Annotated in this window: 15 protein-coding genes; 13 read left to right on the plus strand and 2 right to left on the minus strand. The window is 60.2% G+C overall.

The window, feature by feature from the left end:
• Positions 1-88: 88 nt before the first annotated feature.
• The 13 genes from IF189_RS12810 to IF189_RS12870 all read left to right on the plus strand — a co-directional run bounded on the left by IF189_RS12810 (position 89) and on the right by IF189_RS12870 (position 13,526).
• Positions 89-442, plus strand: a complete 354-nt coding sequence (locus IF189_RS12810) for a c-type cytochrome (RefSeq protein WP_134826662.1) — start codon at positions 89-91, stop codon at positions 440-442.
• Between the two features lie 76 nt (positions 443-518).
• Entirely contained in the window at positions 519-1,847 is a 1,329-nt protein-coding gene (locus tag IF189_RS12815) for a D-arabinono-1,4-lactone oxidase (protein ID WP_192553574.1), read from the plus strand.
• A complete protein-coding gene (locus IF189_RS12820) occupies positions 1,847-3,130 on the plus strand; it encodes a DSD1 family PLP-dependent enzyme (RefSeq protein ID WP_225739963.1) in 1,284 nt (427 codons plus the stop codon). Before IF189_RS12815 ends, IF189_RS12820 begins: the two co-directional genes overlap by 1 nt.
• A 281-nt stretch (positions 3,131-3,411) precedes the next feature.
• Positions 3,412-4,023 carry a transposase gene (locus IF189_RS12825; RefSeq protein WP_114882629.1) on the plus strand — a complete coding sequence of 204 codons (612 nt, stop codon included), beginning with the start codon at positions 3,412-3,414 and terminating at the stop codon, positions 4,021-4,023.
• Positions 4,024-4,096: 73 nt separating this feature from the next.
• Positions 4,097-5,692, plus strand: coding sequence for a ShlB/FhaC/HecB family hemolysin secretion/activation protein (locus IF189_RS12830; protein WP_134826665.1), 1,596 nt, complete (start codon positions 4,097-4,099; stop codon positions 5,690-5,692).
• Positions 5,693-5,707: 15 nt separating this feature from the next.
• Positions 5,708-7,507, plus strand: a complete 1,800-nt coding sequence (locus IF189_RS12835; RefSeq protein ID WP_192553445.1) for a DUF2341 domain-containing protein — start codon at positions 5,708-5,710, stop codon at positions 7,505-7,507.
• Positions 7,508-7,518: 11 nt separating this feature from the next.
• A complete protein-coding gene (locus IF189_RS12840; protein ID WP_007955109.1) occupies positions 7,519-7,944 on the plus strand; it encodes an ExbD/TolR family protein in 426 nt (141 codons plus the stop codon).
• A 3-nt stretch (positions 7,945-7,947) separates the two neighbouring features.
• Entirely contained in the window at positions 7,948-8,652 is a 705-nt protein-coding gene (locus IF189_RS12845) for an energy transducer TonB (RefSeq protein WP_134826668.1), read from the plus strand.
• Positions 8,653-8,691: 39 nt separating this feature from the next.
• Complete coding sequence (locus tag IF189_RS12850) at positions 8,692-10,389, plus strand: putative porin (protein ID WP_134826669.1); 1,698 nt, start codon at positions 8,692-8,694, stop codon at positions 10,387-10,389.
• A gap of 17 nt (positions 10,390-10,406) precedes the next feature.
• Positions 10,407-11,036 (plus strand): DNA repair protein, encoded by a 630-nt coding sequence (locus IF189_RS12855; protein ID WP_134826670.1) that lies wholly within the window; start codon positions 10,407-10,409, stop codon positions 11,034-11,036.
• 29 nt (positions 11,037-11,065) lie between these two features.
• The gene (locus IF189_RS12860) at positions 11,066-11,533 is read left to right on the plus strand and encodes a YbjN domain-containing protein (protein WP_134826671.1); all 468 of its coding nucleotides are present in this window, start codon (positions 11,066-11,068) and stop codon (positions 11,531-11,533) included.
• Positions 11,534-11,544: 11 nt separating this feature from the next.
• On the plus strand, positions 11,545-12,477 hold the full coding sequence (locus IF189_RS12865) for a peptidylprolyl isomerase (RefSeq protein WP_413038528.1): 933 nt from the start codon (positions 11,545-11,547) through the stop codon (positions 12,475-12,477).
• A gap of 71 nt (positions 12,478-12,548) precedes the next feature.
• Entirely contained in the window at positions 12,549-13,526 is a 978-nt protein-coding gene (locus tag IF189_RS12870) for a LysR family transcriptional regulator (protein WP_134826673.1), read from the plus strand.
• 103 nt (positions 13,527-13,629) lie between these two features.
• Here the strand turns inward: IF189_RS12870 and IF189_RS12875 are convergent, their stop codons facing one another.
• A complete protein-coding gene (locus IF189_RS12875) occupies positions 13,630-15,960 on the minus strand; it encodes a YncE family protein (RefSeq protein ID WP_192553447.1) in 2,331 nt (776 codons plus the stop codon).
• A gap of 185 nt (positions 15,961-16,145) precedes the next feature.
• Complete coding sequence (locus tag IF189_RS12880; protein ID WP_192553448.1) at positions 16,146-16,517, minus strand: DUF6124 family protein; 372 nt, start codon at positions 16,515-16,517, stop codon at positions 16,146-16,148.
• Positions 16,518-16,932: the final 415 nt, after the last annotated feature.

Below are 16,932 nucleotides of genomic sequence, written 5' to 3' on the forward strand. Positions count from 1 at the left end.
TCGCTGGCCCGCAATGCCCTCAACGCGCTGGCATCGCTGCCTTAAGGTGTGATCACAACAATAACTGGCACCCCACGCGAGGATCGTTATGCGGGCATCCCGAATCATGTTGCCGCTGATGCTGGCCGCTGCACTGGCCGGCTGTGGCGAAGACCCCAAACCCCCGGCCAGCACCAACAACACTATTCCCAAAGACCCGGCGCTGGCGCAGATCTACGCCAACAGTTGCCAACTCTGCCACGCCAACCCCGCCGCGAATGCGCCGCTGACCGGTGACCGCAAGGCCTGGGAACCGCGCATCCAGCAGGGCGCGGACACGCTGCTCGACCACGCCATCAACGGCTACAACGGTATGCCGCCGATGGGCCAGTGCGTCGAATGCTCGGAAGAACAATTCCTCCAGTTGATCGGCTTCATGGCCGATCAGCCGCTGCCACAATAAGGGTGCGCGCATGACGATGGATCTGACTCGACGTCAGCTGTTGCAACGGGCAAGCATCGTCGGCGCTTTCAGTGCGCTGGCGACGAATCCGGCCTTGGGCCAATTGATGCGCGCACCCCGGTTGATCCCGTGGCGCAACTGGTCAGGCGGCCAGAGTTGCCTGCCGGCGGCGCGAGTGGCGCCAAAGAACCTGGATGAACTGACGGCAGTGATCCAGGAGGCACCGGGCAAGATCCGTCCGGTCGGCTCGGCGCATTCCTTCAGCGCACTGGTGCCCACCGACGGCACGTTGCTGTCGCTCAGCTACTTCAATGGCCTGCTCGATCACGACCCGAAAACCCTGCAAGCGGAGTTCGCCGCCGGCACGCCGATGTCACGTATGGGCACACCGCTCAAAGACATCGGCCAAGCCCTGCAAAACATGGCCGACATCGACTACCAGACCCTCGCCGGGGCGATTTCCACATCCACCCACGGTACCGGCAAAACCTTCCAATCCTATTCCGCCCACGTCTGCGGCATGCAACTGGTGACCGCCAGCGGTGAGGTGCTGGACTGCGACAGCCAGCGTCATCCCGACGTGTTCAACGCTGCCCGCGTTTCCTTGGGTGCACTGGGTGTAGCGACCAAAATCCGCCTGCAAAACCGCCCGGCCTATCGCCTGCGCGAACGCCAGTGGATCGCCAAGACCGAAGAACTGCTGGAAGACATCGACAAGAACACATCGGAAAACCAGCACTGGGAAATGCTCGTCGTCACCCATTCCGACTACGCCCTGTCGATCGCCCTCAACGAGACCACCGACCCGGCCACGCCGCCGATTCCGCCTGAAGAGGAGGGCGGCAATGAGTTCGTGACCCTGATCGAGAAGATCGACAAATACGGCAGCGATTTCCCGGGTCTGCGCAGTTCGCTGCTCAACAGCCTGCGGCATCTGGCGAGTTTCGATGACCGGGTGGGTGACTCGTTCGACATCTACGCCAACGTGCGCACCGTGCGTTTCAACGAAATGGAATATTCGGTGCCCGCCGAACATGGCCCGGCGTGCCTGCGCGAGATTCTCAAGCTGATCCGCGACAAGGACCTGCGCACCTGGTTTCCCATCGAATATCGCTACGTGAAGGCCGACGACATTCCTTTGAGCATGTTCGAAGGTCGCGACAGCTGTTCGATCTCGGTCCACCAGCATTACCAAATGGACCATCACAACTTCTTCGCAGCCGTCGAGCCGATTTTCTGGAAGTACAACGGCCGCCCGCACTGGGGCAAGTTGCACACGCTCAATGCCCGGACCTTGCAGACGTTGTACCCGCGCTGGCAGGAATTCATTCAGGTACGCCAGGCGCTGGACCCGAGCGGCAAGTTTCTCAACGGGCATCTGTCGTCGATTCTGGGGGTGAGCTGATGGCCGTCAATCGACGCAATTTTGTGCTTGGCACCTTGGGTGTCGGCGCCTTGCTGGTGGGAGTTGGGGCGTGGCTCAGACCGGGGGATCGCGGCGGGCCCTACAGTGAATATTTCCGGGCGCTGAATAACGAGCTCAAGACCAAAGGACCGATGCGCCCGGTGTTGTTGATCGATCTGGATCGCCTCGACCACAACATCGACGTGGTGATGGGGTCGGTGAAACGCAGCGGCAAACACCTGCGCCTGGTGGAGAAATCGCTGCCGTCGCCGGGGCTGCTCAGCTACATCGGCCAACGGGCCGGGACGCAGCGACTGATGTCGTTTCATCAGCCGTTTCTCAATCACGATGCGCAGGTCTATCCGCAGTCCGACATTCTGCTCGGCAAGCCCTTGCCGGTGCGCTCGGCGGACCTGTTCTACCAGACCCACAAAGGCCCGTTCGACCCGGCGAAGCAACTGCAATGGCTGATCGACAACCCCGAACGTTTGCAGCAATACCTCGCGCTGGCCCAAGGCTTGGGTACGCGGATGCGGATCAACATCGAACTGGACGTCGGCCTGCACCGGGGCGGCGTCAGTGATCTGAACGTGCTCGGGCAGATGCTCGCGCTGATCGCCGCCAACCCGCAGCACCTGGAATTCGCCGGCTTCATGGGTTACGACCCGTTCGTGGGCATGGGCGTGCCGGGGATTCTCGGTTCACCCGAGGAATTGTTCGCCAAAGTGATGGTGATTTATCAGCGCTGCGTCGACTTCACCCGTCAGCAATACCCGGCCCTGTGGCATGACGGCTTGTGCCTGAACACTGCCGGAAGTCCAAGTTATCGCATGCACGAAAACGAAAGCCTGAGCAGTGAAGTCTCGGTCGGCACGGCGATGCTCAAGCCGACGCACTACGATCTGCCGTCTTTGGTGGAGCATGTACCTGCCACGTACATCGCCACCCCGGTGTTGAAAAGCACCGGGGCGGTGAACATCCCGGCGCTGGACGACAAGTCGAAACTGTTTTCGTGGTGGGACGCCAACCAGCGCCAGACTTTCTTCATCTACGGCGGCAACTGGATGGCCGAGTTCGAGTCGCCGCCGGGGCTGCAGAGCAATGGTGTTTACGGGCGTAGTTCGAATCAGGAGATGGTCAATGGCTCGAATGCCGTGGGATTGACCGTGGAGGATCAAGTCTTTCTGCGGCCGACGCAGACCGAAGCGGTGTTGCTGCAGTTTGGTGATTTGCTGGCGGTGCGTGGCGGCAAGATCGTCGATGCCTGGCCGGTTTATTCCTGAATTCAGATTTCCATCAATCACCCTAAAACCCTGTGGGAGCTGGCTTGCCAGCGATTGCGTCGGGTCAGCAATCCATTTATTTGCTGACAGACCGCAATCGCTGGCAAGCCAGCTCCCACAGTATTTGTGGTGTTTGCAAAACCTTCAGCAAATTCTGTAATGAAGCTTTTATGACAAAAGTTCGGTAGCACATCGCCAGTCCGGTCATGCCTATGTAACGCGCTTGAGGGGCCCAACAGGGCGCTTTTCACAAGCCGAGGCGGGACGCCGGGAGTGAGGCAATGGGGACTATGGAACGCTACTCGAAAGTGGGCATGCAGGAACTCGATCAACGCCTGTCGAAGATCGTCGAAGCCGCGCGCAAGAAGCCGGTTTCGGTGTATCGCTACGGTGCGCCGTGGGTCTGGATCGTGTCGCAGGATGACTGGCAGGGTGCCTTGAAAGAGGTCTCCAGCTACATTCCGCCGGGTCATTCGCTGGTGCTGCTGCGCCCGCAGATCGACGACCTGTTCGACGCCCACGCCGATCTCCTGCACGAGCTCAATGCCCAGCCCGGCATGCTGATCCCGGCGCAAACGGTCATGCATATCCTGCTCCTGCAACTGTTGTATTCGGTGCCGAGCGAGCAGCAGTTGTTCGAACAACTCAATTACAACCTGCTGTTCCGCTGGTTCGTCGGCCTGGGCCTGAACCAGAAAGTCTGGAGCTACAACGTCCTCAGTCGCGACATCGCCACGCTGCTCAATGAGCCCCGTGCGGTGCTGCTCATTCAGAAAATCATTGGCGAAGTGTTCTGCGGTGCCTTGCTGCAAATGCCCGAGTTCTCCTTGAACTTCGCGCTGCTGCACACCTGGCTCGGCAAGCACGCCTGCGCCCCGCACGTCAGCAACTGACGGCGGCCAGCAACCGACGCAATACACAGGGCGCCGAGACGCCAACAGGTCATCGCGAATTTCAGGGGGTAGTGTGGAGCAGATTTTCACGTCACGGCTGGCGCTGTGGGGCTGGCTGCTGGTGACGGCCGGCGTGCAGCCGGCGTTCGCCGAGGAGGCCGCAAACGCAGGTGCGCAGCGTCTGGTGGACGTCAACGAATACTTCGTGCGCGGCAACACCGTGCTCGATGCCCGGGCCATCGAAGAAGCGGTGTACCCGTTCCTCGGCCCGCAAAAAGCCCTGAGCGACATCGAAGGTGCGCGGGACGCCTTGCAGAAGGTCTATCAGGAGCGTGGCTACCAATCGGTGTTCGTCGAGCTGCCGGAGCAAGCGGTGGCCGACGGCATCGTCTACCTGCAAGTCAGCGAAACCAAGGTTGGCCGGGTGCGGGTGGTCGGCGCCAAACACTATTCGCCGCTGGACATCCGCGACAACGTCCCGGCGCTGAAGGAAGGCGAGGTGCCGGACTTCGCCAAGGTCCAGGGCGAACTGGCGCAACTCAACAAGACCCCGGGCCGCCAGGTGATGCCGCTGGTGCGCGAAGGTCAGCGCCCGGGCACCATGGACGTGGATTTGCAGGTCGAGGACCAGAATCCGTGGACCGCCAGCGTGGGTCTGAACAACGACTACAGCGCCGACACCGAAAAGCTGCGCGCCGTCACCAGCCTCGGTTACAACAACCTCTGGCAGCTCGGCCACAGCATCAACCTGACCTACTTCACCGCACCGCAGGACACCGACAACGCCAAGGTCTGGTCCGGCTCCTACACCGCGCCGCTGACCGACCGCTGGAGCGTGCAGTTCTCCGGTTACCAGTCCGACAGCAACGTCGCCACCATCGGCGGCAGCAATGTGCTCGGCAAGGGCCATTCCTACGGCGTGTCGGCGATTTACACCATCCCGTCCAGTGGCAGTTGGTCGAACTCGCTGTCGGCCGGCATCGACTTCAAGGACTTCGACGAACGCCTGACCCTGTCCGGCGAGAGCGACAAGGTGCCGCTGAAATACGCGCCGTTCACCTTCGCCTACAACGGCTATCGCTACACCGAAAAGAGCCAGCTCGGCCTCGGCCTGAGCCTGGTCGCCGCCACCCGCAGCATTTTCGGCTACGGCAGCTCCGACGAAGAATTCGACTACAAGCGCTACCGCGCCAAGCCGAGTTTCGCCGTGCTGAAGGGCGATACCAGTTTCACCTGGACCTTCGACAACGACTGGCAGAGCGCGAGCAAAGCCGCGTTCCAACTGGCATCGGGGCCACTGGTTTCCAACGAACAATTCTCTGCCGGCGGCGCGACTTCGGTACGCGGTTATCTGGCCGCCGAGCGCACCGGCGATGACGGCGTATTGCTCAGCCAGGAAGTCCGCACACCGTCCCTGGCCAGGTACGCCGGCACCTGGATGCAGGACTGGCGTTTCTACGCCTTCGCCGAAGGCGCGCAACTGTACCTGCGCGACGAACTGCCGGACCAGGACGCCAGTTACGCCCTGGCCAGTGTCGGCCTAGGCACCCGCGCCAGCCTGAGCAAATGGCTGTCCGGCAGCGTCGACTGGGGCTACCCGCTACTCGAAGGGCCGAACACCTCGAAACAGGAATCGCGCCTGCACTTCAACCTACAGGCCACTTTCTAACAAGGAGCACTTTCCATGCAGCGCCTATTCCTTTCGTTGTTGATCTGCCTGGGCTTCGTGCTCCCGGCCACGGCTCAGGCCTGGTGGCAGGACGACTGGCACTACCGCAAACAGATCGCCGTCGATACCACGCCACAAGGCGCCGGGATCAATCAGGCCCTCGGCCGCACCGCGCTGCTGGTGCGCCTGCACACCGGCAACTTCACCTTTGACGGCGTGAAAGAGGATGGCTCGGACCTGCGCTTTGTCGCGGCCGATGACAAGACCGTGCTCAACCACCAGATCGAAAGCTTCGACGCACTGATGGGCATGGCGCTGATCTGGGTCGATGTGCCGAATGTCGAGGGCGGCCAACGTCAGGACATCTGGATGTACTACGGCAATCAGAAGGCCCCGGCCACCGGCAACGGCCAACTGACCTTCGATCCGAATTACACCGCGCTCTATCATTTCGACGGCGCCACCGGCACTCCGGCGAAAGACACCACCGCCTACGGCAACACCGCGCAGAGCGCCACCGGCGCCGCGATTGACGGCGTAGTAGGGCGGGCCTTGCAGTTCAGCGGTCAGCCATTGCTGCTGCCGGCCAGTCCGTCGTTGCAGCACAACGCCGGCAGCGCGTTCACCTTCAGCGCCTGGCTGCGACTGGATCAGGCCAATGGCGAGCAACTGATCCTCGCTCGCCGCGAAGGCACCAACAGCCTGCTGGTCGGTGTGAACCAAGGCGTACCGTTCGTGGAAATCGATGGCCAGCGCGCCGTGGCCACGCAACCGCTGAATCCGGGTCAATGGCAACACGTCGCACTGACCGCGGAAGGTTCGAAAGTGACGCTGTACATCAACGGTCGCGAAGGTGCGACGCTGGCTCAAGCGATGCCGGCGTTCAACTCGGTCATGGCCATCGGCGCCGACCTGCACGAAGGTCCTTTCCAGCCGTTCGTAGGCGCCATCGACGAACTGCGTCTGTCGAAAGTCGCCCGTCCTGCACCGCTGTTGCTGGCCGACGCTACTTCCCAGGGCGCCGAGTCGAAACTGGTGGCTTACGGCGTCGATGAAGAACAGTCCGGCTTCGGTTTCGGCAGCCTCGGTTTCCTGCTCAACGCCGTGCCGGTAGACGCCTGGGTGATCATCGCGGTGCTGGTGCTGATGATGTTCCAGTCGTGGATCATCATGCTGCGCAAGAACCGCACCCTGAGCCGCGTCACCGCCGCCAACGAAGACTTCCGCGTGCAATTCGCCAAGGTCGGCACTCGCCTGGAAATGTTCGCCGACGACGCACAACTCGCCCAGCGTCTGCAGCATTCGCCGCTGTGGCGCCTGTACCAGGTGGCGGTGAAAGAGATTCGCACCCGCCGCGAGCAGGGCGCCGATACCTCGTCCGTCTCCGCTGCAACCATCGAGGCCATCCGCTGCTCCATGGACGGCGTGCGCACCCGGGAAAACCAGCAACTGAGTTCGAAACTCTCGACCCTGTCCAACGCCATCGCCGGAGGCCCGTACATCGGTCTGCTCGGCACTGTGCTGGGGATCATGGTGGTGTTCCTCGGCACCGCCATGGCCGGTGACGTCAACATCAACGCCATCGCGCCGGGTATGGCTGCAGCCTTGCTCGCCACCGCCATGGGCCTGTTCGTCGCGATCCCGGCGCTGTTTGGCTACAACCGCCTGATCACCCGCAACAAGGAAGTCAGTGCCGACATGCGCGTGTTCGTCGACGAGTTCATCACCCGTCTGGCGGAGATGCACGGCGAAGGTCAGTCCAGTGAAGCGGCGCATCAGCGCGGTCATCACGCCAACCACTCCGTACCGGCCTGAGGAGCACTGACATGGCGTCCGTAAATGCCTCCCACGACGATGATGAAGATGCCGCAGTAGACAGCATCAACATCACGCCACTGGTGGACGTGCTGATGGTGGTGCTGGTGATGTTCATCCTCACCGCCACCGCGCAGGTCTCCGGGATCCAGATCAACCTGCCCAAGGCCAGCGCCGCGGTGTCGCTGTCCGAGGCCAAGACCAAGGCGATTTCGGTCAACGACGGCGGCCAGGTGTTCCTCGACGCCTACCCGGTGACTCTGCCGGAGCTGGAAGAACGCCTGCGCATCGAGAAAGCGCAGAACCCGGACTTCCCGGTGATTGTGCGCGGCGACGCCACGGTGCAGTACCAGAAGGTCATCGAAGTGCTGGATCTGTTGCGCCGGCTCGAACTGTCCCAGGTCGGTCTCGTCACCGGCAAACCGACGCAGGGCTGAGTCATGACTGCACAGATGCCAATCGAACCGCTGCCGGTGAAGAAGTCGCCAGTGCGCTACGTGAAGTGGGGTGCCGGGCTGATCCTCGGCGTACTCGCCGCGTGGTTCCTGTGGCAGTGGGCCAACGACATGAGCGGCATTCGCCGGGAAGCGCCGAAGGTGCCGACGATCATTCCGTTGCCGCCACCGCCACCTCCGCCGCCGGAAAAACCGCCGGAGCCGGAAACCCCGGTGGAAGAAAAAGTCGTCGAGCCGGAGCCGACGCCCGAGCCACAGGAAGTGAAACCCGAGGAAGAAGCGCCGCCATCGCCGGCGGACGACCTGGCCAACCCGATGCAAATGGACGGCGACGCCCAGAGCGGCAACGACGCCTTCAACATCGGCGCGGGCAAGGGCGGCGGCATGGCCGGCGCCGGTGGTGGGCGCGTGGGCAACGGCACCTACAGCCAGTTCCTCGCGTTCACCTTCCAGAAGCTGCTGAGGGAGAACCCGGACCTGCGCAACCTTGCGTTTTCGCTGCAGGCCGATGTGTGGCTTAGCGGCGTCGGCGAGATCACCCGGGTCGAACTGGTCAAGTCCAGCGGCAACCCCGAGATCGATACGCAGGTGTTGGCCGCGTTGCGTAACGCGCCCCATCTGAGCGAACGGCCACCGGCCTCCATCACCTTGCCTGTGCGCATGTCCCTGCAAGGGCGGCGTCCGGGTTAACCGAATTCATAAAGCTGTATGAAAAGGAGTTGTGTGCAGATGATTTCCAACGTGAATCGATTGTCCCTGGCGGTCGGCATGGTCATCGCGACCCTGGTCGGTCAGGCCGCGGCAGCGCCTGCGCCCTCGGAGAACGCCACGATCAATCTGATCCGCTTGCTGGTCGAGCAGGGCATTCTGAAACAGGACAAGGCTGACGCACTGATCGCCCAGGCCCAGAACGAAGCGGCCCAGGCCAAGCAGGCTGCGGCGTCTACCGCTGTGGCAGCCGGGCCGGTCGCAGCACCGGGCGATGTGCGGGTGCAATACGTGCCGGCCGCGGTGCGCGACCAGATCCGTGATCAGGTCAAGGCCGAGGTCATGGCCACCGCCAAGCAGGAAAACTGGGCCGCGCCCAACACCTTCCCGGACTGGGCGTCGCGCATCAGCTTCGACGGCGATATTCGCCTGCGCGACGAATCGCGCTACTACTCGGGAAGCAACAGCAACGAGATCGTCGACTTCGCCCGGCTCAACAACAACGGCCCGTACGACGTGAACCCCAACAGCAGCACCGCGTTGCCGCCGCTGCTCAACACCCGTGAAGACCGCACCAACCTGTTCCGCCTGCGCGCCCGGCTGGGCATGAAAGCGGTGATTTCGCCGGAATGGACTGCCGGTATCCGCATCGGCACCGGCTCGGACAACAACCCGGTGTCGACCACCCAGAGCCTTGGCGGCGGTTTTGCCAAAAAGGACATCTGGCTCGATCAGGGTTACCTGACCTGGAAGCCGTCGGATGAATTGACCCTGACCGGTGGCCGCTTCGCCAACCCGTTCATGTCCACCGACATGCTGTATTCCAACGACCTGAACTTCGACGGTGTGGCGGCGATCTTCGACCACAAGCTCAGCCGCGACTGGGGCGTGTTCGGCACCGTCGGCGCGTTCCCGGTGGATTACACCAGCGACACCACCACCAGCAATGGCTTCGACAAGGAAGAAAGCGACAACAAATGGCTGTACGGCGCGCAGGTCGGCGCCAAGTGGGCGATCAACAGCAACAACCGCTTGAAAGGTGCGCTGGCTTACTACCGCTTCGAAGACATTCAGGGCCAGCGCTCCAGCCCTTGCGAGCCATGGGCCGGCGCGCCGGGTTGCGACAGCGACGGCACCCGCGCGGCGTTCATGCAGAAGGGCAACAGCGTATTCCTGCTGCGCGACATCACGCCGAACCCGCTCAACCCGAGCACCACGCCACAGCCGCAATTCGTCGGCCTGGCTTCGGAGTTCAACCTGCTGGACCTGAACCTGGTCTGGGACGCCGACCTGCCTGCCGACTTCAAACTGCGCAGCCAGGGCAACTACATCCACAACCTCGGCTATGACGAAGGCGACATGCGCAAGCGTGCGGCCGGGCAACTGGTCAACAACCTCGACAGCAGCGGCAACATCGAAAGCGGCGCCAATGCGTGGATGGTGCAGTTCACCCTCGGCAACGCGCTGGACCTGAAGAAGCAGGGCGACTGGAACCTGTTCGCCGGCTACAAGTACATCCAGCCGGATGCCTTGCCGGACGGCTTCAACGACTCGTCGTTCCACCTCGGCGGCACCAACGCCAAGGGTTACATCCTCGGGGGCAACTACGGTCTGGCGAAGAACGTCTACGCCACCGGCCGCTGGATGAGCACCGAAGCGGTGTATGGCGCGCCGTTCGACATCGACGTCTTGCAGCTCGAGATCAACACGCGCTTCTAAGGCGCCGGGAGAGGGTTATGAACGCGCGATTTTTAGTGTTGGGTCTGGGCTTGATAGTCGCCAGCGGGGCCAGCGCCGAAGGCATGGAGGAACGCCTGCGCACGCAATTGCGCAGCACCACCCAGCAGTTGCAAACCCTGCAAAGCCAACAGGCCCAGGCCAGCGCCGCGCAACTGGCGGCGCAGAACGAAGCCAAGGCAGCGCAGGCGCAAATCAAGCAATTGACTGCCGAGCTGGCCAAGGCCAAAGGCCTCGCCGAGCAACTGGCCGGGCAGCAGCAGAGCCTGCACAGCCAGGCCCAGGCGCAGGTGGCGGCCAGCAACGAGCAGACCGGCAAATTCAAGAAGGCCTATGACGAGCTGTTGGTCATGGCCCGTGCCAAAGAGGCAGAACGGTCTAAGCTTCAAGCGCAATTGGCCGAACGTGACACACAAGTGCAGCAATGTTCGGTCAAGAATCAGCAAATGTACGGCGTGGCCAAGCAGATCCTCACCGCCTACGAAAACATCGATGTGGCCGAGGTGATGAAGATCCGCCAGCCCTTCGCCGGCAGCGCCCGGGTCAAGTTCGATGAACTGGCTCAGGGCTTCGGCGATGACCTGTACAAGACACAATTCGATGCGCCGCAAGCCGCGATCGCGCACTGATTAAAAGACTCATAGACAAGGAAGAAGTAATGACTCAATTGATCTCCCACGTATCCCCGAAATCCCTGACCGAAGTGCTGCAAGCCGCCGGTTATCGCGTCAACCAGACCGAACAGAACGGTATCGTCCAGTTGCTCAGCGCCAGTCAGGGCATCGGTTACGCGGTGCGTTTCGGCAACCCGGCGGTAGTGGAGCAGGGCAGCTACGTCGACTTCACCTTCAGTTGCGCACTGCGCGTACAGGGTGAGCTGCCGGCGGGTGTGGCCGAGCAGTGGAACGCGACCCGTCGGTTTGCCCGGTTGTCGTTGCAGGGCGAGTTTCTGGTGATGGAAATGGATGTGGTGGTGGCCGCTGGCGTCAGCGGCGATTACCTGCGCGGCAATCTGGAACTGTGGGATCGCCTGTTGCAGGAGTTCATCGTGTACCTGCGTGATTTCACCCAGAACACCGCTGCCGCCCAGACTCCAAAGGTTGAGCAAGAGGAAGTCGCGCTGTGACGAAACCTGCCATGGTGATCAGCGCCGCTGCGGTGGCGCTGTTGGTGGTGGCCGTGGCGCTGGTGGTGCGGCCGGGCAATGACCCGGTCGCCGCCCAGCAACCGGCGCCGGTTGTGGGCGCCAGTGCCGGGCCGGCGGTGGCGCGGCTGGGCAATCAGCAGGTCTCGCCGGAGGAGTTGCAGGCGTTGCTGGCGGCTGTTCCGCCGCAGACCCGCGAGCAACTGCGTGGTAATCGAGAGGCGCTGGAGCGCTGGATTCGTTCACGCCTGGCCGAAAAAGCCGTGCTGGAACAGGCCGATGCCCAAGGCTGGGCGCAGCGTCCGGACGTGGTGCGGCAAACCCGCGCCGCCACTGAGCAGATCGTGTTCCGCGACTATTTGCAGTCGGTGAGCAAAGTGCCGGTGGATTACCCGAGCGCCGCCGAGTTGCAGCAGGCCTATGACGCGGGCAAGGCCAACTGGCAGACGCCGGCGTTGTATCGGGTGAGCCAGATTTTCCTCGGGGTGAATGAACCGCAGAATCTTGAGGCGGTGCGCAAGCAGGCGGTGGATCTGAGCAAGAAAGCCCAGGCAACACCGGCGGAGTTTGCGGCAATGGCCAAGGAGTTTTCCCAGGATCGCCTGACTGCTGAACGCGGCGGCGACACTGGCCTGCAACCCTTGCAGCAATTGGTGCCGGAAGTGCGTGGCGCGGTGGCGCGACTCAAGGTCGGCGCGGTGTCCGATCCCGTGCAAAGCAGCGCAGGTTTCCACGTGATCAAACTCACCGAACAACAACCGGCCCGCACTGCGACCCTCGACGAACTGCGTGACCAACTAACCCAGGCCTTGCGGGCCCAGCGCCAGGAACAGATCGCACAGGCGTATCTGGACGGCATGCTCATTACCGCGACGCTGAGCATCGACGGGGCCGAACTTAACAAGGTGCTGGAGGAAAAACTGTAATTCAGACTCACCGCAGCTCCCACAAGAGATGTGTGCAAAGGCAAACAACAAAGATCGACAGGGAGTCATCGATGTCATTCACCGAACCCGCAGGACGACAGGGCAGCCCCGATTTTCGCTGGCCGCAGGAAAAGGCCGAACCCTGGCTGGCGCAGGTTGCGAAGATCGAGGGCGAAATCGCGCAATACTTTCTGGTCAGCGCCCGTTGCGGCTGCTTCATGCAGGCCGCCCGCAGCCTCAACGTGCGCTCGACCCTGCTGCGCAAACAACTGGCGCAGCTTGAACAGCAACTGCAATGCGCGCTGTTCAGCTTTCAGGGCAGTGCCCTGACGCTGACCCGCGAAGGCCAGCAATTGCAGGCGCAACTGGTGGCCCTGGCCCACGAACGCAAACTCCCGGTGATCGAACAACCCTTGATCAGGCTGGCCGTCGCCGAATCGATCCTGCACGACATCCTCGGCCGCGACCTCATTGCACTGCTGCGTCGCAACGCCAGCGTGCGCCTCGAGATCATCGCCCTCGACAGCGAACTGGCCCTGCGCGCGGTCAGTGCCGACATCGTGCTGTGGCTCGCCCACGGCGACACCCCGCATCCCGGCCCGACCTTCGCCACCAGCGAACCGCAACGTCTGGCGCAACTGGAATATCAGCCGCACATCGCCAAACGCTATTCGCGCGTGACTGCACGACCGGAAAGCCCGGACGACCTCGCCGATTTCATGCTGGTGCAATGGCAGCATGATCGGCAGATCGACAGCTTCCGGCCCTGGAACAATCTCGTCGAACAGCGCTTGGCCGGGGTGGTGCAGATGCAGTCTTATGAGCTGATGCTGGAGATGATCCGGTGCAGCGCGTGCATTGGTTTGCTGCCGATGTATATGAGCCGATTTGATCGCGGGTTGGTGGCGTTGCCGGGGTTGTTTGACGAGGCGATGCGGTTGCAGGCGTGGTTGGCGGTTAATTCCGCATCGTGGGATGTGGCTGAAGTGCAGACGTTGGTTGAGTTGATTCAGCGGACGTTCAATGAACGACAGGAGTGGTTTGAATAACCGCTTAAAAAGGACGGACTTAATTTAATAAATCCGTCCCCTTTTGCTCCTTTCCTTTTCCCTTTTTCTGTAATCGTTAAATAAATCCGTCGAACTTTCGTTTTTATGATAAGCGTACAGCTTGCACTGCACCAAGATAGGAAGCTACAAAGGCTCTCTTGCCGTTGGAAGTAATGACGAAGCCGATGGGGGTTTTCCATGGAAAAGTTGTTTGGTATATGATTTTTTCAGTCGACATTTCAAGTGTGGAAATTTCTCTCATGCCAAGAATGTAAAGATATCGGCCTGAAGGGTCGAAGCGAAGCTGAACTACAAAAGTTAGCGGTGCGATATTTATGGTCCGTTTTTTTGAATAGCTCTTCGCGTCGTATACATCTATGTTTGAACCGGCCCCGGCTACGAAAATATTTTTTTCATCGGGGTCAAGTATCACTGAGCGGATGCCGTATGAAGTCGATATGGTTTTTATAATCGATAAATTAGCAGTGCTTATCACCCAAGCTGAGACAGAACGTTGGTATTGGTTGTTGAATGCGTAGATAAGACTATTGTCCTTAGAGATTGTCGATATTTTAGAAATGTTTGTTGTTTTTGCCACGTTTGGAATCGCTAAGGACTTCTCAATCCTCATTGTTGTGGTATTGAATTTCCAGATTTTACCGTGATAGACGGTATTTGGAGGAGGGGTGTGTTCGAAAGTGCCGATGTAAATAAATTTCGTGTCACTGCTGATTAACATTTGGGAGGGGCTGGTATTACTTGGGAAAGCGCTACTGCTAGATACTACCTTCCCAGTGATCGGATCAAATACTTCGATAATGTTTACGGATTTACCTCCAGTGGCCAGGCCCACAAAATACAAATACACCCCATCATGACTAATGCCCATTTCCATTCTGCGAGTTCTAACTCCTAGATCGACACTACTGATTATTTTTAGCGTTGAAGTTTCGATGGCGTAAAAATGAGAGAAAGCTAATACATATACAGTTTTTCCGTCTGGGCTGATCTTTACATCTGCCAGATGGTCGTTTATTGGAATAATTCCTTCTTCTTCCTTCTCTGTAATATCTAGTCGCGCACTAACCTCTTCCCTGCCACTGGAGGCCGTCATTGAAAACACCCCTTGCACAGATCCCGCCGTTACCCCACTGACCGTGACCTTCCCGTCAGCCCCCGTGGTGAAATCCTTCCTACTCGTCCCATCGGTAAACGTAGTCCCCTGTGGCAACGTGATGGTCACTGTGTGTCCAGCAGCCGGTTGTCCCGCTTGAGTGACAAGCAATTCAATCCCCGTTACCTGTCCACCTGCCGGCGCGGTGTAAGGGGCATTGAGAAACGCCAGTACGACTGACGCCGCAGTAATGACGGTGTAAACCTGATCCGCAAACTTCGTCGCCGTCGCAAAGTTGTTGCTCTTGTCCTCCGATACCCAGAACTCCATCCGCAAACTGGAGCCATCGGCCAGTTGGGACAGAAAACTGGCCGGCAGAGGTTTGGGCCAGAAGCCCTGGCTGACCCAGGTCGCATTGACCTGACTGGCACCGCCATTCCAGATCTGCAAGGTGACGGTCGAGCCGTCGGGTTTCTGTCCGGTCAGTTTGAGCCAGACCTGCTGCCCCACCGCGATTGCCGTCCATATCAGGCCTTGAATCGTGGCGTCTTTTCCGTTCAGTGCTGGAACGTCGAGAATCTTGCCCGGTTCCCCCTGCACGATGATCGGCGGGTTATACACTTTCTGATTGGCGGTAATGGTGATGGAAGTCGTCGGCGACACATTGCTGTTGGTCAGTTGATCGATCACCCTGGCACTCACCGGATGAGTGCCATCACCGATCTGCTGAAGGTCAGTGGTGGTCAGGGTATAGCTGATCGGGTTGGCAGGATGGACATAGGGAATGGTTTTGCTCCACGTCCCCATGGTCAGCGTCCCCTCGTCATATTCGCGCGGATAGCTGCGCGTTAAAGTGAACGTGGCCGGCTGCCCCGGGCCAATGCTGGGCGGATGGCTGACCGTGATACCGGAGACCGGGTTATTGAACAGCACGTTCAGTATCGGATCGGATTTATCTTTATTACCGCTGCCGACCCGGGTGACTTCGTAGTACAGGGTATTGAGGCCATTCTTCAACACCCCCCAAGGCAACTTCAAAAAAATGCGGTCGTTCTCTTCGCCCGGATTGATAGGCTTGATCACAGATGTCGCCTGGCTGTTGACCCACAGCCTTACGGAGTCACCTGCTTGAGAGGGAGTGGAAAACAACATGAACGGGTCGATCACCATGGAGAGTTGGGTTGATGGCGAATAAATGCTTTCGGAAATGCCGAGATGGTAGGCCCCTGGCGGTTGCAGGTTTTCTTCAGCGCCCGGGATGGCCATCGGATACAGCTGGAGCAAGGCGCTGATTTGTGTCGAATTGACGTTGATGCTCATGTTGCTCTCCTGGCGTACGGTGGGAAGCCATCTTCGGGGTGAGGTTCATGACACCGCGAAAGCAGAGCATCGTCACCTGTCAGATCTGACAGGTGAGTTGGGTTTCATGACGAATGGTCATCGGCGAACGGTTTTCCTGCAGAAACAAAAACGGCCCCGCGAAGGGGCCGTTTCGGTTTCAGCACTCAGGGCCGCGGCTCTGCCGCCACATCCTGGTTATCCAGCACCCGATTTACCGCCAGTTCCGCCAGCATGATCAGTTGCCCGATGCCCAGCAGCACATGCCGCTGCGGCGCATCGATCATTCCGGCAAAGTCGCTGGCCATGGTTTTGGCCGAGGTCAGGGTTTCGCATGCGTCGGCCAGCAGTTCTTCATTGGGGATGCCGGGGGCGATGAGGTAGCGGGTGTTGGGTTTGAGCAGCGGTTTTCTGGGGTGGAACGGATTGAGGTAGTGATCGAGGGCGCGGTCGGCGGCTTCGTGGAATTTCTTGGAATCGAGGGTTTCGTAGGGCGAGGTCGGGTCGGTTTCGGGTGGGTTTGGCGTTGGTTTGATCATGGTGAAGCTCCTTGAGAGATGGAGCCGTCATCCATCGCTGCTAAACGAATGAGGTGGCGGCTGTACGCGGGTTAGCAGACCAGGCTCAAGGATCCCGGCGCACCGAAGTGCCCCACGCAAGCCGCCATAAAACAGAAATGGCGAAACCAGCGTGCCTTGAAAATTAACCGGGCTGCTAAACCCGATCGCTGATTCATCAGCGACCCGGAAACGATAGAGCCGGCCCCCAAGGCACACAAGCCGGCGGATTCTGGCGGATGCGTAGGCAATGGCGCAAGGCGTTGTGGCTTGCCGGAAGTTTCGGTCAACGGTTTTAAACAGTCATGGCGAATCCGTGAAGAAGCGGTTTACAGTGACTGGCCACGCACTGATCCAGGAGGGATCGTTCATGCCTGTGATTAAATAAATCCGTCCC

The organism is Pseudomonas sp. IzPS59 (genome assembly GCF_014863505.1).
In the GTDB taxonomy this organism is placed as follows: domain Bacteria; phylum Pseudomonadota; class Gammaproteobacteria; order Pseudomonadales; family Pseudomonadaceae; genus Aquipseudomonas; species Aquipseudomonas kribbensis.